The following is a 24,241-nucleotide window of genomic DNA, read 5'->3' as shown; positions in this document are numbered from 1 at the left end:
TCCGCGAGACGTGTCCGCCACCTGCCGTCGGATGGCAGGTGCGCGGACCACCTCTGTACTGGTTATGTGTCTGGTTTATGACCGTATATCTTTACAAGGATAGCAATGCTGGCCGCCATCCTCAACAGCCATCTCGAGAACAGCGGCGCCTGGTCAGAACGACCATTGTTTGCTGAAAAGCTAATGGGTGGAAGGCGTCGTCTCCTGTAGCACACCCTCGTCGACCAGGCGCTCGATTTCCCCCTCATCGAGGCCGAGCAGCTCGCGGGCGATCCGGCGGGTGTGCTCGCCGAGCATCGGCGCGGGGCGCAGCTCGACGTCCGGGATGTTCCGGAAGTGCGCGGGGGTGTTCTCGCTGGGCATCGGCCGCGGGATCAGCGGGTGCCGCGCGGTGCGGAACGCCCCGCGCGCGCGGAGGTGCTCGTCGTCCAGCAGCTCCGTGAGCCGCAGCATCATCCCGGCCGGCACGCCCGCCGCCTGGAGCTCGGACGCCGCGGCGCGGGGCGGGCGCAGGCGGGTCCACGCCGCGATCAGCTCGTCGATCTCCTCCGAGCGGGCGAGGCGGTCCTGCGTGGTCGCGAACCGCGGGTCCGCGGCGAGGGACGGGCCACCGATCACCACGGCGAGCCGGTGCCAGTCGGCGGAGTCCCGCGCGTCGACGACGACCCACTCGTCGTCACCGCCGCACGGGTACACGCCCCGCGGTGCGTGCCGCTGCGAGCCGTCGGCCCGGCCGAGCGACGCCGCGGCGTACAGGTCGGGATTCTGGCCGAGGATGACCTCGGCCTGGGCGACGCTCACGGTCCCGCCACGGCCGGTGCTGCGCCGCCGGACGAGCAGAGCCAGGACGCCGATCGCCGCGACCCGGGCCGCGACGTGGTCCGGGTAGATCGTCGACGCGTCGGCGAAGCCGCCCGGATCACCGGCGAGACCATCCGGGTCGTCGGAGGTGTCGTCCCGCCACAGCAGGCTGATACCGGTCGCGGCGCGCACGAGGGGGCCGTAGCCGAGCCAGTCGCCCCACGGGCCGTCCGCCCCGAAGGCACTGGAATCGGCCACCACCAGCCGCGGGTTGACCCGGTGCAGCTCGGCCACACCGAGCCCCAGCTTCTCCATCGTCCCCGGCTTGAAGTTCGACAGCACGACGTCGGACTGCCGCGCGAGCTCCAGGAACAGCGCCCGGCCACGCGGGTGGCGCAGGTCCAGCCCCAGGCTCGCCTTGTTGCGGTTGCCCCAGGCGAAGACGGGGCTGATCGGCTCCACGGTGAGCGACTGCCGCGAGCCGTCGGGGAACGCGGCGCTCTCGATCTTGATCACCTCGGCCCCCATGTCGGCCAGGAGCCGCCCGCTCTCCCCACCCACGACGATCACGCCGAGATCGAGCACCCGGAGTCCGTCGAGCGGCCGGCGCGGCGCGGGAGGCGCCTGAGGCGCAGGAGGCGCTGGGGCCGCGGGGGGCTCGGTGGTGCCGGCCGCATCGGGTCCCGCCACCGCCGGCGGACGATCACCGGGGGCCCCGCCGTCCGGCGGCTCGCCCGCCGATTCGCCCGCCGGCTCACCCGCCGGCTCAGCCACCGACTCACCGGCCCGCGGTGCCGGTGTGCGCAGGCCGGCCCGGTGGCCGTCGATCCCGAGCAGACAGTCCGGGACGAGCATCTCCCCCTCCGGCGTGGCGACGCCGGTGAACGTGCGGCGGGCGGCGAAGTGGTCCGCGCGCAGGACCCCGGTGAGGTCGAGCACCGCCGCCGCGGGAATCCCCAGCCGCTGGAGCTCGGCCGCGACCTCGTCGCGTTTCCGGTGGGCGAGCAGCCGACCGATCGCCGGATGCAGGACGTCCGCGATGGCGAATCGCCGGGACATGTCCGCCAGCGCCGGGTCCGCGAACCGGGCGGGACGGCCCATCCACTCGAACACGGCCCGCCACTGCCGGGGCTTGAGGATGCACAGCCGGACGTAGCCGTCCGCGCAGCGGAACACCGGGTAGAGATGGCCGGCGGCCGGGCGGCCCCGGGGGCCGTCGGAGGTGGGGATGCCGCTCGTCGCGGAACCCGCCATCCCGTAGCCGGGATCGATGACCTGGACGGTGCTCTCGAAGACCGACACCTCCACGTCGTCGCCGACACCGGTGACCAGCCGGTTGTGGTGGGCGAGCAGCGCCGACCACGCCGCGACCAGCGCCGAGGACTGCGTGGGCAGGGCGGCCGGTGGGAGCAGCGGTGGCCAGCCGGGCAACCCCGAGCGGGAGAGGAAGCCGGCGAGCGCGGCGTGCACGGCATCGGTGCCGGCCCAGTCCCGGTAGGGCCCGGACCGGCCGAAGTCGGTGACGGAGACAACGACGAGCGCGGGAAACCGGCTCCGGAACTCACCCGCGTCGAGGCCGAGATGGCCCGGGAGCGGCTCGTCGAGCCCCTCGATGACGATGTCGCTCGTCGCGAGCAGGCCCAGTAACCGCTCGCGGCCGCCGGCCGACGCGAGATCGAGCGCCAGGGCACGCTTGTTGAAGTTGTGCGTCTCGTGCCGGACGTCCGTACCGGGCGCCCGACCAGGGGCGTCGAGGGTTCCGGCCGGCTCGATCCGGACGACGTCGGCGCCGAGGTCGCCGAGCACCCGCGAGGCGAGCTCCGCGCCGCCGCGGCACAGGTCGACGACCCGGACGCCGGCCAGGGGCAGCTCGGCGCCGCCGCCCGACAGCCCCGTCACGGTCGCTGCCCCGTCCGGTCGGGCGGGGACCCGGCGCTGCTCTCCGGGGCGAAGCACGGCAGGGCGCCGCCCTCGCAGTCGAGGAACCGCACCCGGACCGGCAGGCCGACGGCCACCTGGTCCGGGTCGCAGTCCACGATGTTGGTCAGCATCGTCCACTCGCCGTCGACCTCGACGGTGGCGAGGACGAACGGGGTCGCGAAGTCCGGGGACAGCGCCCGGTGCACGACCGTGTGGGCCACGACCCGGCCCGTCCCGGTGCTCTCCACGTAGTGCCAGCCGGGCGCGCCGCACCCCGGGCACAGGCGTTCCGGAGGGAAGTACCGGATCCCGCAGCTCCCACAGTGCGGGACGACCAGGCGGTGCTTCGCCGCGGCGGACCAGAACTCGACGGAGAGCTCGGAGGGCGTGGGTGTCGATCGTGTCATTTTCAGGCCTTCCCCAGGACGACGACCTCGTAGTGCCGGGTGCCGGACCCGGCGTTCGCCACGACGGCGACCTCGGCCCCCGGCACCTGGTGGACCGCCGTGCCGCGGATCTGCCGGACCGCCTCGGCCACCTTCAGCGTCATGTGCTGGGTTCCGTTCCAGGAATAGGACAGGCAGCCACCCTCGGGATTGGTCGGGTAGCGGCCGTCGAGGGCGATGTGCCCGTCGTCGACGAAGGCCCCGCCCTCCCCCTCGCCGCACAGCCCGATCACCTCGAGCTGCCTGAGGAGCTCGAACGAGTTGGGGTCGTAGAGGGCGAGCACGTCGGCGTCGCGCGCCGTGACGCCCGCGGCCCCGAACGCCCGCCGCGCCGCGGCGGCGCCCAGCCGGCCCACCGTCCGGTAGTCCAGCGGCGGCATGCCGTGGTTCCCGGCGAACTCCATCCCGGCCCCGAGCACGGCGACCGGCTGATGGGGCAGATCACGCGCCCGTTCCAGCGAGGTGAGCACGACGGCTCCGCCGCCCTCGCCGGTGATGCACACGTCGAGCAGGTGGAACGGCGTCGCCACCAGGGGCGAGGCCAGGATGTCGTCGACCGTGTACGGGCCCTTGCCGTACATCATCGCCTCGGGGTTCGACGAGCCGTTGTTCCGGATCGTGGCGGCGACGGTCGCCAGCTGCTCCGGGGTGGTCCCGAACCGGCGCATGTACCCCTGGGCGACCAGGGCGAACAGGGGAATGGAGTAGGCGCCCCAGACGTCGACGAACTCGACCTCCGCCACCGCCACGCCCACCGGCCCGCGGCCGCCGAACCGGCCCGACAGCCCGCCGCCGACGACGGCGACGTCGCACAGGCCCGCGGCGATCGCGGCGGCGGCCTTCATCACGCCGCGGGCACCGGCCGTGTCGAGCATCCCCTCGCCGACCCAGTTGAGTGACCGCCCCAGGGAGCGCGACCACGAGGCGCTCTCGTCGACCGTCCCGCCGGGGCCGGGCCAGTCCGCGGCGACCCCGTCGACATCCGCGGGCCGCAGGCCGGCGTCGGCGATCGCGCCGAAGACGGCCTCCTGCGCGAGATCGAGCGCGGTGCGGTGCGGCAGCCGGCGCGCCTGTTCGGTGGCGTGCAGCCCGACGATCGCGACGTCACGCAGTGCCATCTGAGCCCGCCTCCTCGCGGCCGAGCCACTCCCGGGCCCGCGTGTAATGGCTCATCTCGCGTTCGACCAGGAGCGCCGTCGCGTGCGCGAGCTCAGTGCCGCTCGACGCGAGGTGGATGCTGCCCTCGACGGTCCATTTCCCGCCGTCCTTCCCGGCGAGCCAGGCCCGCGCGGTCAGCGGCCGGTTGATCGGCACCGGCTTGCGGTAGGTGACGCTCAGCGCCCCCGTCACCGCGAGCTGTTCCATCTGCACGGCGAGGTGGCCCACGATCTCGACGAACACGCCCGAGATCCAGCCCCCGTGCGCCACACCCGGGCCGCCTTCGTGCTCCGGGCCGCAGCGCAGGCGGTAGTGGGCCGACCCGTCCGCGGCCAGCGTCTCTTCTTCCATCCCCATCCGGCAGCGCCCGAGCTGCCGGCAGGGGGGACACAGGACGGCGAACAGGTCGTCGCCGACCGGTTTCCAGTTCGGTTCGGTTCCGTTCGGCTGCACTGTCAGCTCTTTCGGCTGCTCCGTCGGCTCTTTCGGCTGCTCTGTCAACGTGACCGCCCTACCACTCGACCGGGAGCGACTCCGGGGCCCGCACGAGCAGGCCGGACTTCCATGGCAGTTCCTCGACCGGCACGCCCAGCCGCAGCGAGGGGAACCGGCGCAGCAACGCGGCCAGCGCGACCTGCAGCTCCATCCGGCCCAGCTGGGCTCCGAGGCAGTAGTGCGTGCCGTACCCGAAGGCAAGGTGATGGTTGGGGTGACGAGTGAGATCCAGTTCGTCCGGATGGTCGAAGACGGCCTCGTCGCGGTTCGCGGACTGCGCGAACACGATCACGGCCTCGCCGGCCGACACCGTGACGTCGCCCAGCTGGACGTCCTCGGTGGCCACCCGGGGGTTGTTGCCGCCGGTGGACAGCTGGACGTGTCGCAGCAGCTCCTCCACCGCGCCGGGTATCAGCTCGGGCCGCGCACGCAGCGCCTCCCAGTGCCCGGGCTCGGTGAGCAGCACGTAGATGAAGTTGGACAGCTCACTCGCGGTGGTCTCGTGACCGGCGATCAGCAGGGTGATGCCGATGTCGATCAGCTCCTCCTCGCTGAGCCGATCCTCGTCGTCCCGCGCGGCGACCAGAGCACCCAGCAGGTCGTCCGTCGGGTGCGCCCGACGGAGGGCCACCAGCTCGGCGAGGTAGCCCGCGAGCCTCGCCCGGGCGTCGACGACCTGTTCCTCGGTGTAGGCGGTCGTCGACAGCATGACGTCGGCGAACTCACGGAACCGGTGCTGATCTTCCGGCGGCACGCCGAGCATCTCGCAGATCAGCGTGACCGGCAGCGGCAGGGCGAAGCCCCGAACGAGATCGGCGGGCGGCCCCGATCGCTCGATCTGCTCCAGGTGTGCCTCGACGATCTCCTGGGCACGAGGGCGTAACTGCTCGACGCGGCGGCCGGTGAAGGCTCTGGAGATCAGCAGGCGTAACCGGGTGTGCTCCGGCGGGTCCATGCTCAGCAGCGCGGACGGCTGCGCCGGCCGCGGGGTGGTCCGTGGGACGTCCTCCCGACCGACGGCCGCGGCGCGGCTGAGTCGCGGGTCGGAAAGCGCCTGCTTCATGTCGTCATAGCGGGTGACCAGCCATCCCTCGCCGCCGTAGGGCAGCCGTACCCGGGCGACCGGTTCCTCCCGGCGGATCTTCGCCCACAGGGGATGGACTTCGAGGCCGGCCGATGGACCGAAAGGGAACCGGTGGACCTCGGTGTCGTCGGGCACGGCTTTCCTCCGTTCTCGCCGTCGCAACACAGACAGGTCAGGTAAGTGGACAGGGCTCGCGGATCGTCAGGTTCTGGTCCGGGTCAGGACCCACCGGCGGCGCGCGGGAGCCGGCGACCGTCCGACCGCTCCGAGTCGTCGGTCACGAAACCGGAATCCGGGTCAAGGGAGGATTGGGCCGGGTGCACTACGCCCGGACCGGGAAGTTCACCGTGCTGAGCTGTCACCGGCGGCACGGTGCCGAGGAAATCACCCCGGCGTCCTGCCGTGGTTCACCGGCACGCAGCCACGACGCACGGCACCTTACGGAACCAGAATGCCGTTTGCTCTCTGTCGAACTCCGACGGAAAATACGCAACCGCCAGCAAACACCGCGCCGGCGCCCGTCAGTTCTGCGCGATCCGGAACTCGCCCACCACTGCGACCGGAGACGGAGTCGCCCTTTCCGACACCGTCTGCCGACTCGCCGAGGGCCGCCCCCTGGATGGCCGCAGCCGCCGACCAGATTATAAACGATCTTCGGACGCTAACATTGACAAGATTAGAAGCCTTATCTCGATGTGTCCACTCCCATCTCGACACCCGGCGCGGATCCCGCGGACAGGAGCTGGCCGGACGGAAGGTTGACGAGGCCGCAGGCAACCTCACCCTGGCCGCGCAGCCAGAATCGTTCCAGCAGGTCAGGAGCACTTTCCGACGATTTCACCGAGGACCGCGCGCGAGCTCACCGGCGTCGGCCGAGCGCGCCACACGAGGGTGTCCAGCCCCGCTCGCAGTTGGCGGCCGACCGGACTTCGAGCGGGTGAACGGGGCCTGGAACGGTGGAGCCGACCGCCACCCGACAAGCTCCGCACACGGACCACTTTCGGATCAACAAACAGGCCCGGGCGGGCCTGAATCTGCTTTGCGACAAGTAATGGAGCATCCGGACGGATGAGGGACTGCTCGGCAACTAAATACAAAGACGCAGTTGACAGGCCGTGGGGGCCGGTGGGATATATCGGTACCGACGTGGCGCGACGGGAGGCGGCGCAGATGGCTCGACCGATGGAGGGCGTCCGAGTACTGGAGGTCGCCCAATACACTTTCGTCCCCGCCTCCGGAGCTGTTCTGGCCGACTGGGGCGCGGACGTGATCAAGGTCGAACACGCCGAGTACGGCGACGCCCAACGCGGGCTGATCCGGCTGCTGGGTCTCGATGTCTCCAGCAACGGAAACACGTTCTTTCCCATCATGGAGGCCCCCAACCGCGGCAAACGCAGCATCGGGCTCGCGCTCGAAAAACCCGGCGCGCGCGTCGTTCTGGAGAAGCTCGTCGCGCGGGCCGACGTGTTCGTGACGAACTTCCTGCCCAGGTCACGGTCCCGACTGAAGATCGACCTCGAGGACATCAGGGCAATCAATCCCAACATCATCTATGTGCGGGGCAGCGGTTTCGGCCAGCGTGGCCCGGAGCGTGACAAGGGCGGGTACGACGGCACCGCGTTCTGGGCCCGGGGCGGCAGCGCGTCGGGCGTCACCCCACCCGGAGCCGAGCGGATGACGAAGATGCCAGCCGGCGCCTACGGCGATTCGATGGGCGGGCTGACGATCGCCGGCGGCATCGCCGCGGCCCTCTACCGGCGCGCGGCGACCGGTGAGCCCTCGGTGGTGGACGTGTCCCTGCTCGGCGTCGGAGCATGGACCACCCAGTTCTCGGTGAACCTGGCCCTGCTGGCCGGCGGGCCGCTGCCGGACGTCGAGGAGCCCCGGCACGGCGCGCCGACGAACCCGCTGATCGGCGCCTTCCGGACCGCGGACGACCGGTGGCTCCAGCTGTCGATGCTCCAGCCGGGGGTGTACTGGCCGGAGTTCTGCACGGTCGTCGGGCGCCCGGAGCTCGCCGAGGACGAACGGTTCAACTCGACCGAGAAGATCATGATGAACGCCGCGGAGGCCGCCGATCTGGTAGCCGAGATCATCGCCTCCCTGACCTACTCCGAATGGCTCAAAACCGTCGAGGGGATGAAGGGCCAGTGGGCCGTGGTCCAGGACGCCTGGGACGTCGGCCAGGACGTTTCGCTGCGCGCCAACGGAAACATAGGAACCCTCGTCGACGCCGAGGGCAGGAACCGTGAGCTCGTCGCGAACCCCGTCCAGTTCGACGAGACACCCGCAGACCTCGGCCGCGCGCCGCGCTTCGCCGAGCACACCGACGAGATCCTGCAGGAGCTGGGTTGGTCGGAGGAGGAGATGATCCAGCTGAAGATCGACGGCGTGGCAACCTGACCCGGGCCGCGGGAAAGTCCGAGGTATCACCCACCCGATCAGCACCAGGCCCCCGGTCTGCGCCCGGTCGGCGAACCCCGCGCATTCGCCCACTACTCGCCGCCTGCCGCTGAGAAACCCGCCACGCACCGCACCGTAAGCACCGATCACATGATCGGAAGTACTGCCGTCACCCATCCGACACCGAAAACTCTCCACGGAGAGGCTCACCGCAACCCACACCGGTTCCCGGGCCGTTTCAGAATGTGCCGGCAGACGCCGACGTCGATGTCGCTCACCGCCGGGCTGACCGGCTTTCCCGTGTGCCCAGAACCTGATTCCGGTGTGCCGCCGCGCGCATCACCGAATGTGTGGCGGCAGCGGTCCGCTCGCCTCAGCCCGTCAACTCGGAGCATCGCCACCTGCATATTTCTCCAGATTCCGCTTGTGAAACGGACAGGCGGTCCTTACCGTGGCCGTTCATATCGGACCGGAGGTCCGACTCGACAGATCGACCGGCCGGGGACCCGGCCGCACCGCCAGGCGGGTGCGGCCCGGCGGCCTGCGATCTCGCCACGAACCACACCGTCCCGGCCGACGGAAGTACAGATCACCTATCTCGAGACGAGGGACATCAACATGCGGAATTCGGGGATCCTGCTCGGCAGGTCGGCATGCGGACGGCAACCGCGACAGCCGGTGGGCGTGCGCTTAGCCGCGTTAGGAGCTTTAGGCGCTCTGGCCGCGAGCCTGTTCCTCGCCGGTTGCGGCGACAGCGACGACAACGGGAGCAGCGGGACGGCGGGCGACACCGGGACCGCCGCCGAAGTTCTGGGCCCGGTGGCGCAGGCAAAAGGTGACCCGGTGAAGATCGGAATCATCTCGGACGGCAAGGGCCCCGCCGCGGACCTCTCCTACGAGTTCAAGGTCTCCGAGGCGACCGTCAAATACCTGAACGAACACCGCTCCGGAATCGCGGGCCGGCCCATCGAGCTGGTGGAGTGCGAGGCGCTGGCCGACCCGGCCAAGGCCACCGACTGCGCGAACCGGATGGTCGAGGAGAACGTCGCCGCCGTCGTCGTCGGCTCGGCCGGGGCCGGGGAGCAGATCTGGGCGCCGCTGCACGCCGCGCACGTCCCGGTGATGTTCTACACCGCCAACGGCGCCGGGTCGCTGGGCGACCGCGAGTCGACCTTCGTCCTGGCCGACCAGTTCTTCCCCCTGGTCACCCTGCCGGTCAAGGTCGCCAAGGACGAGGGCGCCAAGAAGGTGACGGCCATCGCGATCGACCTGCCCATCACCAAAGGCCTCTTCCAGATCATCAGGCCTCAGCTCGAGAAGCAGGGCCTCGCGCTCGACGTCATCCTGATCCCGCCGGGCACCGCCGACATGACGCCGCAGATGCAGAGCATCATCAGCGGCGACCCCGGGATCGTGCACGTGGTCGGCAGCGACGCCTTCTGCATCAGCGCCTTCAACGGACTGCGCGCGGTCGGGTACGACGGGCCGCGCACGGCCATCGCGCACTGCGTCAGCGACGCGACCCGCGAAGCCGTGCCCGGCGACTTCCTGGAAGGCATGACGATCACCGCGACCGCCCCGATCGGCTCGGACGACCCGGCGATCCGCCTCTTCAACGCCGTGGTGGAGACCTACGGCAAGGACATCGATGTCACCGAGGCCGGCGCGGCGGCCATGTACCTCACGGTCTCCGCCTTCCACTCCGCGCTCGAGGGGATCACTGGGGACATCACCCCGGCCACCGTCACGGCCAAGATCAAGGCAATGCCGGAGAAGGACCTGCCGGGCGCGACCGGACTGCGGTTCCGCTGCAACGGCAAGGCGTATCCGGCATCCCCGTCGGAATGCTCCCGGGGCGGTCTCCTCACGACCCTCGACGGGAAGGGCCGGCCCACCACGTACGAGGCGGTCGGAGTGACGCCGATCGAGGACTGAGACGACGGCCAGCTCGCTGTCACAGCCCTCGACCGGGACGACGTCGGGAGATCGTCATGGATCATGTCGCCTCGCTCCTCCTCGGGCTCGGCAACGGAGGGGTGTTCGCGGCGTTGGCCGTGGCACTCGTGCTGACCTACCGCAGCTCGGGTGTCATCAACTTCGCGACCGGAGCGATCGCTTCCTACGTCGCCTACACGTACGCCTGGTTGCGGGACGGCGAGCTGCTCGTGCTCGTGCCCGGCCTGCCGACGTCGGTCGGCCTCGGCAGGCCGCTGGGCTTCGCCGCGGCGGCGCCGACCGCCCTCGCGATCGGCGCGCTGCTCGGCGCGCTGCTCTACCTCCTGGTGTTCCGACAGCTGCGCGAGGCGCCGCCGCTGGCCAGAGCAGTCGCCTCCCTGGGTGTTCTCCTCGTGATCCAGTCGCTGTTGGTGATCCGGGTCGGCGTGGCACCGGTCAGCGTCAAGACGATCTTCCCGGGAGAACGCTGGCGGCTCGGCTCGTTGACCGTGCTCTCCGACCGCTTCTACCTCGCGTTGTCAGTGCTGGTGCTGACCCTCGCGCTGACCGCCGTCTACCGCTTCACCCGATTCGGCCTGCTGACCCGGGCGACCGCCGAGTCGCAGACCGGCGCGTACGTGAGCGGCGTGAACCCCGACCGGGTGGCCCTGCTCAACTGGATGATCAGCAGCGCGGTCGCCGGCGCGGCCGGGATCCTCATCGCCCCGTTGACCCCGCTCGCGCCGGCCACCTACACCCTGTTCGTCGTTCCGGCGCTGGCCGCCACGGTCGTCGGTGGCTTCCAGCATCTGCTTCCGGCCGCCGCCGCCGGGCTTGCCATCGGCATGCTCCAGGCGGAGGCGATCGCGCTGGCCGCGAACCATTCCTGGCTGCCGCAGAGCGGGTCGGCGGAGCTGGTGCCACTGGTGGTGATCCTGGTGGCGCTGCTGGCCACCGGACGGGGCCTGCCCGTGCGTGGCACTCTCGTCCGCCAGCCCCTAGGCCGGGCGCCCCGGCCACGTTCGCTGCTCCTGCCGACCGTCATCGGCACCCTGATCGGCGTCATCGCGCTGCTCGCCACCGACGGAACCTGGCGCAGCGCCGTCATCGGCACGTTCATCGCGGCCGTCATCGGACTGTCCCTCGTCGTCGTCACCGGCTACGCCGGCCAGGTGTCGCTGGCCCAGCTCGCCCTCGCCGGCAGCGCCGCCTTCACCCTGTCCGGCCTCACCCGGAGCTGGCATGTGCCGTTCCCGTTCGCGCCGCTGCTGGCCGCCCTGGTCGCCACCGTCCTCGGTGTGCTCGTCGGGCTGCCCGCCCTGCGGCTGCGCGGCCTGACCCTCGGGGTCGTCACCCTCGCCCTCGCCCACGCCATCGAGGCCGTCTGGTTCCGCAACACCGACATCGTCAGCGCCAGCGGCGCCCTGGTGACCCAGCCCTCGCTGTTCGGCCTCGACCTGAGCATCGGCACCGGTCACGCGTTCCCCCGCGTCCAGTTCGGTCTGCTCTGCCTGGCCGTGCTCGTCGCCACCGCGTGGGGCGTCGCCCGCCTGCGGAGAAGCGCGCTGGGGTCGGCCATGCTCGCCGTCCGCGCCAACGAGCGGTCCGCGGCCGGCATCGGCGTGAACGTCGTGCTCATCAAGGTCGCGAGCTTCGCGCTGGCGTCCTTCATCGCCGGTCTCGGCGGCAGCCTGCTCGCCTACCGGCAGAGCACGGTCACCTACGAATCGTTCACCGCGATCAGTGGCCTGACTCTGCTGTCGACGGCGTACCTCGCCGGAGTGACCTCGGTGTACGGCGGCATTCTCGCCGGCGTGACGGCCGGGACCGGCATCATCTTCATCGCCCTGGACCGGTGGGTCGACCTCGGGGACTGGTTCCCCGTCCTCTCCGGGCTCGGGGTGGTCGCCGTCGTCCTCGTCCACCCCGAGGGGGCGGCCAGCGCCGGCCACCACCTCGCCGATCGCCTGGCCCGCCTTCGCGGCGGACGGAGCCGGATCGGCGGAAAGCCGGCACCGTCCGCGCCGGCACAGAGCGTGGCAGCGGGGGACGCGGCAGTACAGGACATGGCGGCGCAGCACGCTCCGACCGGGGGGAAGCCGGCGGCGGTCGCAAGGGCGGACGCGACCTCGGAGACGGCAGCTGCCCCGGAAGCCGGCACCACTGTGGACGCCGGCACCGCTGTGGACGCGGCGGTGGGAGGGGCGCCGGGTCTCGACGTCACCGGGCTCACCGTGCGCTACGGCGGCACGGTCGCGGTCTCGGACGTCTCGCTGGGGGTGCCAGCCGGGCGGATCGTCGGCCTGATCGGCCCGAACGGCGCGGGCAAGACCAGCGTGATCGACGCGGTCACCGGCTTCACCCGAGCGCAGGGCGAGGTGCGGTTCGGCGGGCAGCGCATCGACCAGCTGGCGCCGCACCAGCTCGTGCGGCGCGGCCTGGCCCGGACCTTCCAGTCCCTCGAGCTCTACGACGACCTCACCGTCGAGGAGAACGTCGGCGCCGCCCTGTTCGGCACCCGCGGCGAGGGGCTTCACCGTGCCCTGCACGCCGCGCTCGACCTCGTCGGCATCGGTGACCGGGCCGACCGGCCCGCCGGTGAGCTCAGCCAGGGTGAACGCCAGTTGGTCTCGATCGCCCGTGCCTGTGCCACCGGCCCCCGGATCCTCCTGCTCGACGAACCGGCCGCGGGACTCGACTCCACCGAGACCGCGTGGCTCGGCAGGCGCATCCAGGCGATCGGCCGGTCCGGCGTCGGACTGCTGCTCGTCGACCACGACATCGCCCTCGTGCTCGGCGTCTGCGACTACATCTATGTGCTTGACTTCGGAACGGTCATCGCCGAAGGCACCCCGGCCGAGATCCGCGCCAGCCGGGCCGTCGCCGATGCCTACCTCGGCACCACCCACGACACCCCAGCGGTGATCTCGTGAGCTCGTCGTGAACTCCGTCCAGTTCGACGAGACACCCGCGGAACTCGGCCGCGCGTCGCGTTTCGCCGAGCACACCGACGAAATCCTGCGGGAGCTGGGCTGGTCGGACGACGAGATGATCCAGCTGAAGATCGACGGCGTGGCGATCTGACCCGGGCCACGGGAACGTCAGATAACGCGACCGCTACCCGGCGGACTCGTCCACGGGCGCATCACCCACGCCCAGTATCCGGGCAGCCGCCGTCGCCGTGCGGGTCGCCGAACGGCCACCGGCAGCGATCCGTCCGCCTCGGCTCGCCCGTTCAGACCATCGTCACCTGCGTCTTTCTTCGGATTCCGCTTGTGAGGCGGACCGGTGGTCCGTACGGTGGCTCCCTGCATACCGGACCGGCGGTCCGATTCGACGGGATCGGCTGGCCGGGAACTCGACCGTGCCGGCGGCGGGTGACCCGGGGACCTGTGGTCTCGCCACGAACCACACCGTCCCGGCCGGCGGCGGTACAGCACACCCAACGCGAGACGAGGGACATCAACATGCAGAAGTCGGGGATCCTGCTCGATAGGTTGACGCGCAGGCGGCAACCGGGACAGCCGGTAGGCGTGCGCTTAGCCGCGTTAGGGGCGTTAGGCGCCCTGGCCGGGAGCCTGTTCCTCGCCGGCTGTGGTGACAGTGACGACAACGAGGGCAGCGGGACGGCGGGCGACACCGGGACCACCGCCGAGATCCTGGGCCCGGTGGCCCAGGCAAAGGGCGACCCGGTGAAGATCGGTATCGTCTCGGACGGGCAGGGCCCCGCCGCGGACCTGTCCTACGAGTTCACCACCGCCGAGGCCACCGTCAAGTACCTCAACGAGCACGGCTCCGGCATCGCGGGCCGGCCCATCGAACTGGTGCAGTGCGAGGCGCTGGCCGACCCGGCCAAGGCCACCGACTGCGCGAACCGGATGATCGAGGAGAACGTCACCGCCGTCGTCGTGGGCTCCTCCGGGGCCGGGGAGCAGATCTGGGCGCCGCTGCACGCCGCGCACGTCCCGGTGATGTCCTACACCGCCAACGGCGCCGGGTCGCTCGCCGACGGCGAGTCGACCTTCGCCCTCAGTGACCAGTTCTTCCCCCTGGTCACCATGCCGATCAAGGTGGCCAAGGACGAGGGCGCCAAGAAGGTCACGGTCATCGCGATCGACCTGCCCGTCACCACCGGTCTCTACCAGCTCACCAGGCCTCAGTTCGAGAAGCAGGGCATCGCGCTCGACGTCATCCTGGTCCCGCCGGGCACGGCCGACATGACGCCGCAGATGCAGAGCATCGTCGGCGGCGACCCCGGGATCGTGCAGGTGGTGGGCAGCGACGCCTTCTGCATCAGCGCCTTCAACGGACTGCGCGCGGTCGGGTACGACGGGCCGCTCGCGGCCATCGCGCACTGCATCACCGACGCGACCCGCGAAGCCGTGCCCGGCGACTTCCTGGAGGGGATGACAGTCACGGCGTCCGCCCCGCTCGGTTCGGACGACCCGGCGATCCGCCGCTTCGAGGCCGTGATGAAGACCTACGGCAAGGACATCGACACGACCGAGGCCGGGGCGGCCGGCATGTACCTCACGGTCTCCGCCCTCCACTCCGCCCTCGAGGGGATCACGGGCGACCTCACCCCGGCCACCGTCACGGCCAAGATCAAGGCAATGCCGGAGAAGGACCTGCCGGGCGCGACCGGCCTGCGGTTCCGCTGCAACGGCAAGGCCTATCCGGCCCTCCCGGCGGAATGCTCCCGAGGCGGTCTCATCACGACCCTGGACAAGAAGGGCCAGCCCACCACGTACGAGGCGGTCGGAGTGACGCCGATCGAGGACTGAGACGACGGCCAGCTCGCTGTCACAGCCTCAACCGGGATGACCGGCCTGCCGATGTCACTCGGCGTCGGCAGGCCGCCGGCCTGCACCCTCGGGACCGCGGGTGTCCCAGCGCAGCTCGACCGTGATCCGCCCGTCGTCGACATCGACGATCGCCTGGACGGCTCCGGTCAGCGCGGGGGGCTCCGTCTGGCCCGGCCAGGCTGCCGAGACGAAGACGCTGCCGCCCTCGGCGTCACTCCACAGCGTGAGCAGCGCCCGGTTCTCCGGCAGCACCGCGAGCGTGCGGTCGAGCAGGTCGACCAGCCCGGCCCGCAGCTCCAGCGGAATGTTCGCCGGCTCCCCCGCGACCTGCACCTCGACGGTCATCCCGCGGCCCTCCGCGGCGGCGACGACCGCCTCGATGTCGGCGGCGAGCATGGCCAGGGTGGAGGGCGAACCGCCCTGGACGAGCATGCGGCGGATCGCCGCCGCCTGCCGGGCACACTGCCGACGCCACCGGCGGTCCCGCGGGTCGGCTGTCCCGTCGGCGAGCGCGTCGAGGGTCGGCAGCACGTCGTCGCGGATGGCGCCCAGCCACCGCGCCCGCTCCCGGCGGATCATCACGTCGGAGTCCCGGCCGGCGGCCGTCTCCGCCTCGGCGCGGACGGCCCGCGCGGTGGTGTCGGCGGTCCGCCGCAGCAACGGTCCCATCATGGCCACGATCAGCTGAAGCCCGGTGATTCCGTACGCGAGCGAGAGCAGCCGCGAGACGGTGAGCGGATCCGTCACGCCGCGGACGACGACGGTCGCGACCACGGCGGCCACGACGACGGCCATCGCCGCGAGCGACTCCACCGCCCGCCGGGACGCCGTCACGAACGCGACCAGTAACCCCACCGCGATCAGCGGCCAGTTCACCACCCGCAGCAGGTCGCCGTCGTCGACGTTGGCGCTGGCCAGCACCGCCCCGATGGCCAGCGCCGTCACACCGGCCGCCTCCGGCCCCGACAGCGGACGGCGGCGGACCACCGACGCGACGGTGACCGTCGCGGCCGCGAGCACCAGCCAGACACCGACAGCCGTGGCCGCGGAGTGGACCCGTCCCAGCGTGACGAGCAGCGGCAGCAGCATCAGGACCTGCCAGGCGATGGCGAGGGCGGCGATCACCACGCGCAGGCCGGCGGCGTAGTCGTACCGAAGGTCCGCCGCGGTCGTCTCACGCGTGGTCTCCGCACCGGCCCGGCTACCGGATGCGCTGCCGGCGCTGTTGTCGGCGGCCGGACGTGGGTCCGCGTTCGCGCCGTGGTCCGGCCAGGTCAGCGTCACGGTGGTGCCGCGCCCGGGCGCGGAGTCGATCGTCGCCAGGCCGCCGGCGTCCCGGACCCGCGCGAGGACGGACTGACGCACCCCGAGCCGGTCGGGAGCGAATCTGCCCGGCTGGAAGCCGGCGCCCCGGTCGCTCACCCGGATCGTCAGCCGCCGTGGCGACCGCTCCAGGCACACCCACGCCTCGCCCGTCCCCGCGTGCCGCTCGACGTTGGCCAACGCCTCACCGGTGGCGCCGGCCAGCGCGGCCACGACCGCCGCCGACGGCCCGCCGGCCTCCTCACCGGCGGCGGGATGCCCGTCGGCCGGCTGCCCGTCGGCCGGCTGCCCGTCGGCCGGCTGCCCGTGCTCGAGCGGCGCCGTTCCGGTCAGGTGCACGGTCAGGCCGCGTTCCCGGGTGCTGCTCACCACCGCGGCGAGAGCGGCGTCCAGGCCGATGGCCGGTGGGCCGTGATCGTGGGCGAGCAGGTGGCGCACCGCCGCGGCGCCGGCCGCGCACCGGCGCCGCGCCAGCGCGAGATCGTCCCCGCCGCCCCAGGCGATGCCCGTCAGGATGTTGAGGACAGTGTCGTGCAGCAGCCGTTGGCGCTCCCGCCGGTCACGGTCGAGCGCGAGCACGAGCACCCTGGCCCGGTGGCCGAGCATCGCCGAGGTGAGGCGGTCGTCCGCCCGCCTGGTCGACTCGCGCAGGCGGCACGCGGCGAGCGCGAACAGGACGGGCACGACCAGGGTGAAGGTGACCGCGGTGAACACCTGGGGCCGCCCGTCATGTCCGCCGACGACGACCGACACCACCAGAACGGTCTCGGCAGCGGCGAACGCGCGCGGCGGCAGCGCCCACGCCGCCGTCAGCCCGGCATGGAAGACGGCGAGCATCACCCAGCTCCCGGTGTCACCGGCGGACGCCGGCGGCAGGCAGACCGAGCTCAGCGCCGCGGGGGCGGCCGCAGCCACGACGGTGCCGGCAGCGAGCGGCACGCCCACACCGTGGCGCAGGCTGACGACCACGAAGAGGACACCCCACGCGGAGGCCGCCACGACGACCGCCACCGCGGCGGCCTCGTGCGCGTACCAGGAGTTCCACACCGCGAGGTAGACCGGCGTCAGGACGAGGCCGGCCGACCGCAGCGCCGCGAGCGCCCGGACGGTCGACCGCTCCAACGCCGCGCTGGCCCGGGATGACGCCGCGCCGGCCAGGTCGTCGCGGTACCCGGGACGGCCGGTCGCGAACGGAACCGATGGCCACGGTGCCGACATCGGCGTGGCCGGGGGAGCCCCGAGAGCCACGGGCGAGGCCCGGTCGCCCGACGGCAGCGGGCGTTCGTGGCCCCCGCCCCCGTCTGACGTCCCCATGACGCCACCCTGCCACGAAGCTCACCGGGCATCCCAGCAACCATCGAGTGGCCGAACGTCCCCTGGGTATCGGCGCACCCGGACGATGCCGCCGTGGAATCATCGCCGGGTGGCCACTGGTGTCCAGGCAGCGGCCGGTCTCAACGGGGTCCCGAGGTCCGTGCCGACGGCCTCGGGCCGGGTCGCGCCCGGCTGTCAACTCCGTATCGTCTGGCCCCGGTAAGCTGGGTCAACCGCAAAAACTGGTCCACCGAGCGGTGTCGAGCCATAGCGGGCCATCGAGGCACAACAGCGGGTGCACCACCCTGCACATCAGGTCCATGTCGGCTACCGGAAGCGGCCGAGGGAGAGAAGGTCGATCATGGTGGCCGAGCCGAGAAAAGCACGGAATCGCGACCGGGCGACGCTGCGCGAAAAGCCCCAGCGCATTGCCGACGAGCTTCGACAGCTCATCGTCCAGGGCGATCTTTCGGAGGGAGAATCGCTCGGCCACGAGCCGGACCTGGTGGAACGCTTCGGGGTCTCCCGCCCATCCCTGCGCGAAGCCCTGCGCATACTCGAGACCGAGGGGCTGATCTCGGTCAAACGCGGTGTCCTCGGCGGAATCGTCGCCCATCGGCCCGACCAGCGGATGACGGCGCGCACCGCGGCCCTCGTGCTCCAGGCCCGCAACGTGCCGCTCGCGGACGTCCACGCCGCCCGTAGCCTGCTCGAACCGGTCGCCGCACGGCTTGTCGCCGCGTCCCGGGGTCGTCTCGCGGCGGCCAACGAACTACGGCGGCTCACCGCCGAGCAGCTCGAGGTGATCGACGACCCCGAGGCGTTCGGGAACGCCAACTCGCGTTTTCACGCCCGACTCGTCGAACTGGCCGGAAACCAGACCCTGGGCATTGTCGCGGAAATGCTCAACGAAATTGTCAGCCGAGCCGTCGCCGCGGTCAGCCGACCCGAGGACGGAAAAGACACCACGGACACCCGACTACGTGGACTGCGTTCCCAGGCCCGACTGGCAGGCCTCATCGAGGCGGGCGACGCCGCCGGCGCGGAAGAACACTGGAAAGAACACATGACGAGGGTGGGAAAGGTGCTGTTTTCCCAGGGCGCCAAATCAGTCATCGACCTGATGCAACATCAGTACTGATATTCGTCCGCACGCAGCGGCTGGTTACCGGCCCAGTGGCCCTTTATCTTGTCCAGCAGCATCAGGATCGGCAGGCCGGACTCGCTGAACGCATGACCGTGACCGTGGTCTCCCTCGCCGCCCGGCCACTGCCCTCACCGAGATCGACACCTCGTGGGCGCGGCGCCTGTCAGCCGGACGGGTGCCGGCTCCGGGGCAGGCGGCAGGCCTGCGCAGCGATGATGTTGCGCTGGATCTCGCTGGTGCCCGCGTAGATCGCCGTGCCGAGCGAGAACCGCAGGGCGTGCTCGATGCGGCCGTCGGCGAGCGCCGTGGGGTCGAGCCGGCTGCGCAGGGCGTCCGGCCCGACCAGCTCGGTCAGGTCCTCGGCGGCGGCGACCAGGGACTCGGTGCTGAACAGCTTCGACATGGGGCCCTCGGCCACCGGGACCTGCCCGGTGGCGCTCATCCAGGTGGTGCGCAGCTCCAGCAGCCGGGCGACCTCGAGCGCGGCCGCCCAGCGACCGAGCCGCGCCTGCACGTCGGGCTCGTTCAGCCGCCCGCTGGCGCGTGCCCAATCCTCCACCGCCCCGAGCAGGCGGTCCAGGTGCGGGCTGAACGCGGCGGAGTGCTCGTCCTGGAGCGCGAGCATCAGCGCCCGCCACCCGCCGTCGACCTCGCCGATACGCCAGCGGTCCTCGACCGCCACCCCGCTGAGAAACACGATGTTCGTCCGCTCCCCGGAGAGGGTGTACACGGCCTGTACCTCGATGCCGGGCTGGTCGAGCCGCACCAGGAACAAAGTGAGGCCGGCGTGCCTCGGGCCGTCGGGACGGGTGCGGGTGAGCAGGAAGATGTAGTCGGTGACGTGGCCGTTGGTCGTGAACATCTTCTGGCCGTCCACGATCCAGCGGTCGCCGTCGCGGCGGGCCCGGGTACGCACACCGGCGACGTCGGAGCCCGCCTCGGGTTCGGTCATGCCCAGCGCGATGGTGAGCTCACCGCGCAGGAACCGCGGGAGGATCTCAGCCCTGAGCTCCGCCGAGCCGACCACCCGGATGACGTTGGCGACCATCTCCGTGGTGGCGACGGCGTAGATCGGCGCCTCCGCCCTCGTCAGCTCCTCCTCGAGGACGTGAACCTCGTAGGGGTTCAGCCGCCGGTGGCCGTCGTCACGTTCCCAGCCCGGGCCGACCCAGCCGCGCTCGGCCAGCCGCCGGGCGAAGGTCGCGTCGTGTGACACGCCGCTGCGGTACACCCGCTCGTCGAGTTCGGGCGTCAGCTCCCGCGCGAGGAACTCCCGTACCTCGGTACGGAACGCCGACACGGATTCGTCCAGTTCGAAATCCACGCGCTCAGACCTCCGTGTCGCCGCCGTACCGGGCCCGGGCCGCCCGCCGATAGGCGTCCCGCGGCTCGCCCCACACGCGCGCCCAGCCCCTCGCCCGCCGGTAGTACAGCTGGAGGTCGTACTCGAACATGAAGCCGTAGCCGCCGTGGAAGTGGACAGCGTCGTAGGTCACCTGCCGGGCGGTCTCCGCCGCGAAGGCGAAGGCCATCGCGGCCAGCTCGCGGGCGCGAGGCGATCCCCGCCCCGGCTCCGCGGCCGCCCTGACCGCCAGCAACCGGGCGCCGTCCAGGGCCGTCGCTCCGTTCGCCAACGGATGCGACACCGCCTGGTTGGCGCCGATCGGCATGTCCCACGCCCGCCGCTCCCGCGCGTACTCGCAGGTGGCCCGGTGCGCCGCCGCGGCCACCCCGACGAGGCCGCCGGCGGTCAGCACCAGCCAGTCGTCGAGCGCGGCCTCGAAGGCGGCGACCGCCGCCGGGCCGCGCGCGAGCTCGACCGCGCCGGCGTCCAGGGTGACGTCCGCGAGCGGGGCGGAGGCGAGGTTGGCGACGGCGCGGCGCGTCCCGTCGCGCAGCGGCACGAGCAGCAGCCGCTCGCCGTCGAGGACGATGGTGTCGTCAGCGACCGCCGCCGCGGGCACGAGTGACGCCGTGCCGCCATGCGCGGGGCGCACGGCCAGCGTCACCAGCCGCTCCCCGCGCAGGGCGGTCGTCAGCGCGGTACGCGCCGTGTCGGTGTCGACGTCGCTGACATCGGCGTCGCTGACATCGATGGCGCCGTCCAGGCCGGCGCCGGCCAGAACAGCGAGCAGCGAGGCCGCGGCCTGCGTCTCGACGACGGGCGCCGGCGCGACCGCGGCTCCGACCTGCTCGGCCACCAGGACGAGGTCGAGAAGCGCCGCTCCCCAGCCACCGCGCTCCTCCGGGACGGCCATCTCGACCACTCCGACGTCGCGCAGCACCGCCCAGAGCACCGGATCGAAGCCCACCGGCTCGGCGGCCCGCACCCGTTCCGGCGGGGCGTGCTTCGCGAGCAGCTCGGCGAACGAGGCGACGAGCGCCCGCTGTTCCGCACTGAGCCTCAGGTCCATGGCTTCAGGTCCATGGCAGCACGATCCGCACAGCCAGAGGCTACCAAAACATATACATTTTTTCCAGGCATGCGATCCCGATTCGGCGGCGGAGCAGGCCGGCCGCCACGGAAACCTGGTGAGCGGACGCCGTCCACCCAACCCTCCATCATCACATATATATAGATCTATTGGCTTCGATGCGGTAACGTCGGTTGCCAGTCCACGACGTCAGCTTCCCTGGAGGACTGATGCCCGAGCACCGCATGCTGATCGACGGCAGCCTCGTCGAGGCCGCGAGCGGCCGCGTCTTCGACAACATCGACCCGGCCACCGAGGAGGTGCTCGGCCCCACGGCCGACGGTTCCCCCGCCGACATGGCGCGGGCCGTCGCCGCGGCCCGCGCCGCGTTCGACCGGACCGCGTGGTCCCGTGACCACGCCGGCCGCCACGCCGCTCTGCTGCAACTGCAGGCGGCCCTTGAGCGCGAGGCCGAGGACCTGCGCGCCGAGCTCGTCGCCGAGGTCGGATGCCCCGTGATCACGACCTACGGGCCGCAGCTCGACGCCCCGCTGCGTGAGGCGCTGCGCTGGCCGGCGGAGATGATCGAGTCGTTCCCCTGGTCACGCACGCTCCCCCCGAAGGACGCCTTCGGGTTCGGGTTCCCGTCCGCCCGCGAGGTCTGGAAGGAGCCTCTCGGCGTGGTCGGCGTGATCGTGCCGTGGAACTTCCCGTTCGAGATCGCGCTCAACAAGCTCGGGCCCGTCCTCGCCATGGGTAACACCTGCGTACTCAAGCCGGCGCCGGACACCCCCTGGAACGCCACCCGCATCGGCCGGCTGATCGCCGAGCACACCGACATCCCACCGGGCGTCGTGAACATCGTTCCGTCCTCCGACCACCTCGTCGGCGAGGTCCTGTCCACCTCCCCTCTCGTCGACATGGTCGCCTTCACCGGTTCGACGGCGACCGGGCGCCGCGTCATGGCCGCGGCCGCCGGCACGGTGAAGCCCACCTTCCTCGAGCTGGGCGGCAAGTCGGTCAATCTCGTCCTCGCCGACGCCGACCTCGCCAAGGCCGTACCGCCCGCCGCGATGGTCTGCATGCACGGCGGTCAGGGCTGCGCGATGCCGACCCGGCTGCTGGTCCCGAACTCGCGCTATGACGAGGCGGTCGAACTGGCCCGGGCGGCGTTCGAGGACGTCCGGTACGGCGACCCGACCGATCCGTCCGTGCTGCAGGGCCCGCAGGTCTCGAAGCGTCAGCAGGAGCGGGTCCTGGGCTACATCGAGAAGGGCCGCCGGGAGGGTGCGCGCGTCGTGGTGGGCGGCGGCGTGCCGTCGGACCTCACCCGCGGGTACTTCGTGGAGCCGACGCTGTTCGCCGACGTCGAGCCCGGGATGACGATCGCGCAGGAGGAGATCTTCGGGCCGGTCCTCGTGGTGATCGGTTTCGAGGACGACGAGGACGCGATCCGCATCGCCAACGACTCCCCGTACGGGCTGTCCGGGGTGATCACGTCGGGTGACCTGGACCGGGCCAAGGCGGTGGCGCGCCGGATCCGCACCGGGACGCTCGGCATCAACGGCGGCCTGTGGTACGGCGCCGACGCCCCGTTCGGCGGCTACAAACAGTCCGGTGTCGGACGTCAGTGCGGCCTCGAGGGCCTGGAGATCTTCACCGAGACCAAGACGGTGGCGTGGCCCGTCTGACCAACCTCGCCACCGGTCGCCCGGGCGGCGACTCGGCCAGGTCACCGGGGTGACCGCGCTGCCCGAGCGACCGCACCGTCAGAGCGGCGCGGAGCCGAGGAGCTCGATCGCGTTGTCCCGCATGATCCTGCGCACCTCGGCCCCGCTGAAGCCGTCGAGCTCCTTGAGGAAGTCCAGGGGCTGCTCCAGCCCCTCGCCATGGGGCCAGTCGGAGCCGAACAGCACGCGCTCGACCCCGATGAGCTCGGCCAGCGCCGGCAGGTCCTCCTCGTAGTACGGGGTCACCCAGACACTGCGGCGGATCGCCTCGAGGGGCTCCTCCGGGAAGTCCCACGGCGTCTGGTTCGCCTGCTTCCGCAACCGCCTGACCAGCAGCGACACCCAGTCAGAGCCGTTCTCGATACTCGCGACGCGCAGGGTCGGATGGCGGTGTAGGACCCCGTCGACGACCAGGGAGGCGACGGTGTCGTGAATGGCCCGGTCGGAGACGAGGATCTTGCTCAGCGTGTTGACCCTGCCGTAGCCCTCGAAGTTGGCGGACCCTCCCCACATGGCGGTGAAGGCGTTGTAGCCGCTGTCCCCGAGATGGAAGGCCACCGGGATCGAGGCCTCCGCCAGCCTGGCCCAGACCGGATCGTGCGCGCGGTCACCCAGCGACCGCGACGTGCCGTGCCGGCCCGGCACCGGCGCGGGCCGGATGTGCACGATGCGGGCGCCACGTTCGACGAGGCTGTCGAGCTCGGCCAGCGCCGCCTCCGGATCGGCCAGCGAAAGCATGGGCGCCGACACGAGACGGCCGCGGTGGACGAAGCCCCAGTCCTCCTCGAGCCACCGGTTGAACGCCGACAGGCTCGCCATCGTCGCGTCCACGTCGTGCTTCAGCGCCTCCTCGACGCCGCAGCCCAGGGTCGGGAACAGCAGGACGGCGTCGAGGCCCTGGCTCTCCGCCACCGCGACGCGCTCGTCACGGCCCTGGTACTCCACCTTGAGCGGTTCGACCCGCATCAGCGTTCTCGGGTCGACCCCCTCGGGCACCTGGCCACGGAACAGCGGGTCGAGGCAGCCGGGCACGACGATCGGGTTGAACGTCGGGTTCGGGATGAACCGATTGACCCGCCCACCGATGAGGATGTGCGTCCGCTTGCCTTCGGTGACGACCCGGACGCCCCGGGTCTTGAACCGGGGGTCGAGGTGCCGGGTGAACGCGTCGATCGACTCGTAGTAGTGGTTGTCGGCGTCGATCGCTCCGAAGTCGAGCTCCATCGCGCATCCTCTCCGTTTCGACCCCCGCGGACTCCTCGGTCA

The 24,241-nt window shown here is 71.5% G+C and carries 15 protein-coding genes and 1 pseudogene; 7 read left to right on the top strand and 9 right to left on the bottom strand.

Going from position 1 to position 24,241, the window contains the following annotated elements:
- Positions 1-180 precede the first annotated feature (180 nt).
- The 5 genes from MXD62_RS39090 to MXD62_RS04805 are packed head-to-tail and all read right to left on the bottom strand — an operon-like array spanning position 181 to position 6,039.
- Positions 181-2,700 (bottom strand): CoA transferase, encoded by a 2,520-nt coding sequence (locus MXD62_RS39090; protein WP_308301192.1) that lies wholly within the window; start codon positions 2,698-2,700, stop codon positions 181-183.
- Complete coding sequence (locus MXD62_RS04820) at positions 2,697-3,128, bottom strand: OB-fold domain-containing protein (RefSeq protein ID WP_248828220.1); 432 nt, start codon at positions 3,126-3,128, stop codon at positions 2,697-2,699. The genes MXD62_RS39090 and MXD62_RS04820 overlap by 4 nt, the downstream gene beginning before the upstream one ends.
- Before the next feature lie 2 nt (positions 3,129-3,130).
- On the bottom strand, positions 3,131-4,285 hold the full coding sequence (locus tag MXD62_RS04815; RefSeq protein ID WP_248828219.1) for a thiolase family protein: 1,155 nt from the start codon (positions 4,283-4,285) through the stop codon (positions 3,131-3,133).
- Complete coding sequence (locus MXD62_RS04810) at positions 4,272-4,778, bottom strand: PaaI family thioesterase (RefSeq protein ID WP_112105458.1); 507 nt, start codon at positions 4,776-4,778, stop codon at positions 4,272-4,274. The genes MXD62_RS04815 and MXD62_RS04810 overlap by 14 nt, the downstream gene beginning before the upstream one ends.
- 58 nt (positions 4,779-4,836) lie before the next feature.
- On the bottom strand, positions 4,837-6,039 hold the full coding sequence (locus MXD62_RS04805) for a cytochrome P450 (protein WP_248828218.1): 1,203 nt from the start codon (positions 6,037-6,039) through the stop codon (positions 4,837-4,839).
- Positions 6,040-7,074: 1,035 nt separating this feature from the next.
- Between MXD62_RS04805 and MXD62_RS04800 the strand changes: the two genes are divergently transcribed.
- From MXD62_RS04800 to MXD62_RS04780, 5 genes and pseudogenes are all read left to right on the top strand, one after another.
- Entirely contained in the window at positions 7,075-8,307 is a 1,233-nt protein-coding gene (locus MXD62_RS04800) for a CoA transferase (protein WP_248828217.1), read from the top strand.
- 678 nt (positions 8,308-8,985) lie between these two features.
- Positions 8,986-10,242 carry an ABC transporter substrate-binding protein gene (locus tag MXD62_RS04795; protein ID WP_248828216.1) on the top strand — a complete coding sequence of 419 codons (1,257 nt, stop codon included), beginning with the start codon at positions 8,986-8,988 and terminating at the stop codon, positions 10,240-10,242.
- A gap of 56 nt (positions 10,243-10,298) precedes the next feature.
- Entirely contained in the window at positions 10,299-13,175 is a 2,877-nt protein-coding gene (locus MXD62_RS04790) for a branched-chain amino acid ABC transporter permease/ATP-binding protein (protein ID WP_248828215.1), read from the top strand.
- Positions 13,171-13,326: pseudogene (locus MXD62_RS04785) on the top strand (CoA transferase); the annotation flags it as partial. The gene MXD62_RS04790 and the pseudogene MXD62_RS04785, both read left to right, overlap by 5 nt.
- 449 nt (positions 13,327-13,775) lie before the next feature.
- Entirely contained in the window at positions 13,776-15,026 is a 1,251-nt protein-coding gene (locus tag MXD62_RS04780; protein ID WP_248828213.1) for an ABC transporter substrate-binding protein, read from the top strand.
- A gap of 54 nt (positions 15,027-15,080) precedes the next feature.
- Here the strand turns inward: MXD62_RS04780 and MXD62_RS04775 are convergent, their stop codons facing one another.
- On the bottom strand, positions 15,081-17,684 hold the full coding sequence (locus MXD62_RS04775) for a sensor histidine kinase (protein WP_248828212.1): 2,604 nt from the start codon (positions 17,682-17,684) through the stop codon (positions 15,081-15,083).
- A 361-nt stretch (positions 17,685-18,045) separates the two neighbouring features.
- On the opposite strand from MXD62_RS04775, the gene MXD62_RS04770 reads away from it, so the two are divergent.
- Positions 18,046-18,825: a FadR/GntR family transcriptional regulator gene (locus MXD62_RS04770; protein ID WP_248828211.1), complete on the top strand. Its 780-nt coding sequence runs from the start codon at positions 18,046-18,048 to the stop codon at positions 18,823-18,825.
- A gap of 169 nt (positions 18,826-18,994) precedes the next feature.
- On the opposite strand, the gene MXD62_RS04765 is transcribed toward MXD62_RS04770, so the two are convergent.
- Positions 18,995-20,155, bottom strand: coding sequence for an acyl-CoA dehydrogenase family protein (locus tag MXD62_RS04765; protein WP_248828210.1), 1,161 nt, complete (start codon positions 20,153-20,155; stop codon positions 18,995-18,997).
- 4 nt (positions 20,156-20,159) lie between these two features.
- Complete coding sequence (locus MXD62_RS04760) at positions 20,160-21,245, bottom strand: acyl-CoA dehydrogenase family protein (RefSeq protein ID WP_248828209.1); 1,086 nt, start codon at positions 21,243-21,245, stop codon at positions 20,160-20,162.
- Positions 21,246-21,475: 230 nt separating this feature from the next.
- Here MXD62_RS04760 and MXD62_RS04755 point away from each other — a divergent pair, with 230 nt between their 5' ends.
- Positions 21,476-22,936, top strand: a complete 1,461-nt coding sequence (locus tag MXD62_RS04755; RefSeq protein WP_248828208.1) for an aldehyde dehydrogenase family protein — start codon at positions 21,476-21,478, stop codon at positions 22,934-22,936.
- 78 nt (positions 22,937-23,014) lie between these two features.
- Here the strand turns inward: MXD62_RS04755 and MXD62_RS04750 are convergent, their stop codons facing one another.
- Positions 23,015-24,199 carry an amidohydrolase family protein gene (locus tag MXD62_RS04750; protein ID WP_248828207.1) on the bottom strand — a complete coding sequence of 395 codons (1,185 nt, stop codon included), beginning with the start codon at positions 24,197-24,199 and terminating at the stop codon, positions 23,015-23,017.
- Positions 24,200-24,241: the final 42 nt, after the last annotated feature.

Source organism: Frankia sp. Mgl5 (assembly GCF_023242985.1).
GTDB lineage: Bacteria > Actinomycetota > Actinomycetes > Frankiales > Frankiaceae > Parafrankia > Parafrankia soli.
The sequence above is the reverse complement of the archived record's forward strand: the minus strand, read 5'-3'. Positions and strand labels throughout refer to the sequence as shown.

Coding starts and splice junctions, on each gene's coding strand:
- MXD62_RS04815 (WP_248828219.1), bottom strand. CDS start 4,285: ATGGCACTGCGTGACGTCGCGATCGTCGGGCTGCACGCCACCGAACAG.
- MXD62_RS04800 (WP_248828217.1), top strand. CDS start 7,075: ATGGCTCGACCGATGGAGGGCGTCCGAGTACTGGAGGTCGCCCAATAC.
- MXD62_RS04750 (WP_248828207.1), bottom strand. CDS start 24,199: ATGGAGCTCGACTTCGGAGCGATCGACGCCGACAACCACTACTACGAG.
- MXD62_RS04755 (WP_248828208.1), top strand. CDS start 21,476: ATGCCCGAGCACCGCATGCTGATCGACGGCAGCCTCGTCGAGGCCGCG.
- MXD62_RS04775 (WP_248828212.1), bottom strand. CDS start 17,684: ATGGGGACGTCAGACGGGGGCGGGGGCCACGAACGCCCGCTGCCGTCG.
- MXD62_RS04820 (WP_248828220.1), bottom strand. CDS start 3,128: ATGACACGATCGACACCCACGCCCTCCGAGCTCTCCGTCGAGTTCTGG.
- MXD62_RS04760 (WP_248828209.1), bottom strand. CDS start 21,245: ATGGACCTGAGGCTCAGTGCGGAACAGCGGGCGCTCGTCGCCTCGTTC.
- MXD62_RS04770 (WP_248828211.1), top strand. CDS start 18,046: ATGGTGGCCGAGCCGAGAAAAGCACGGAATCGCGACCGGGCGACGCTG.
- MXD62_RS04790 (WP_248828215.1), top strand. CDS start 10,299: ATGGATCATGTCGCCTCGCTCCTCCTCGGGCTCGGCAACGGAGGGGTG.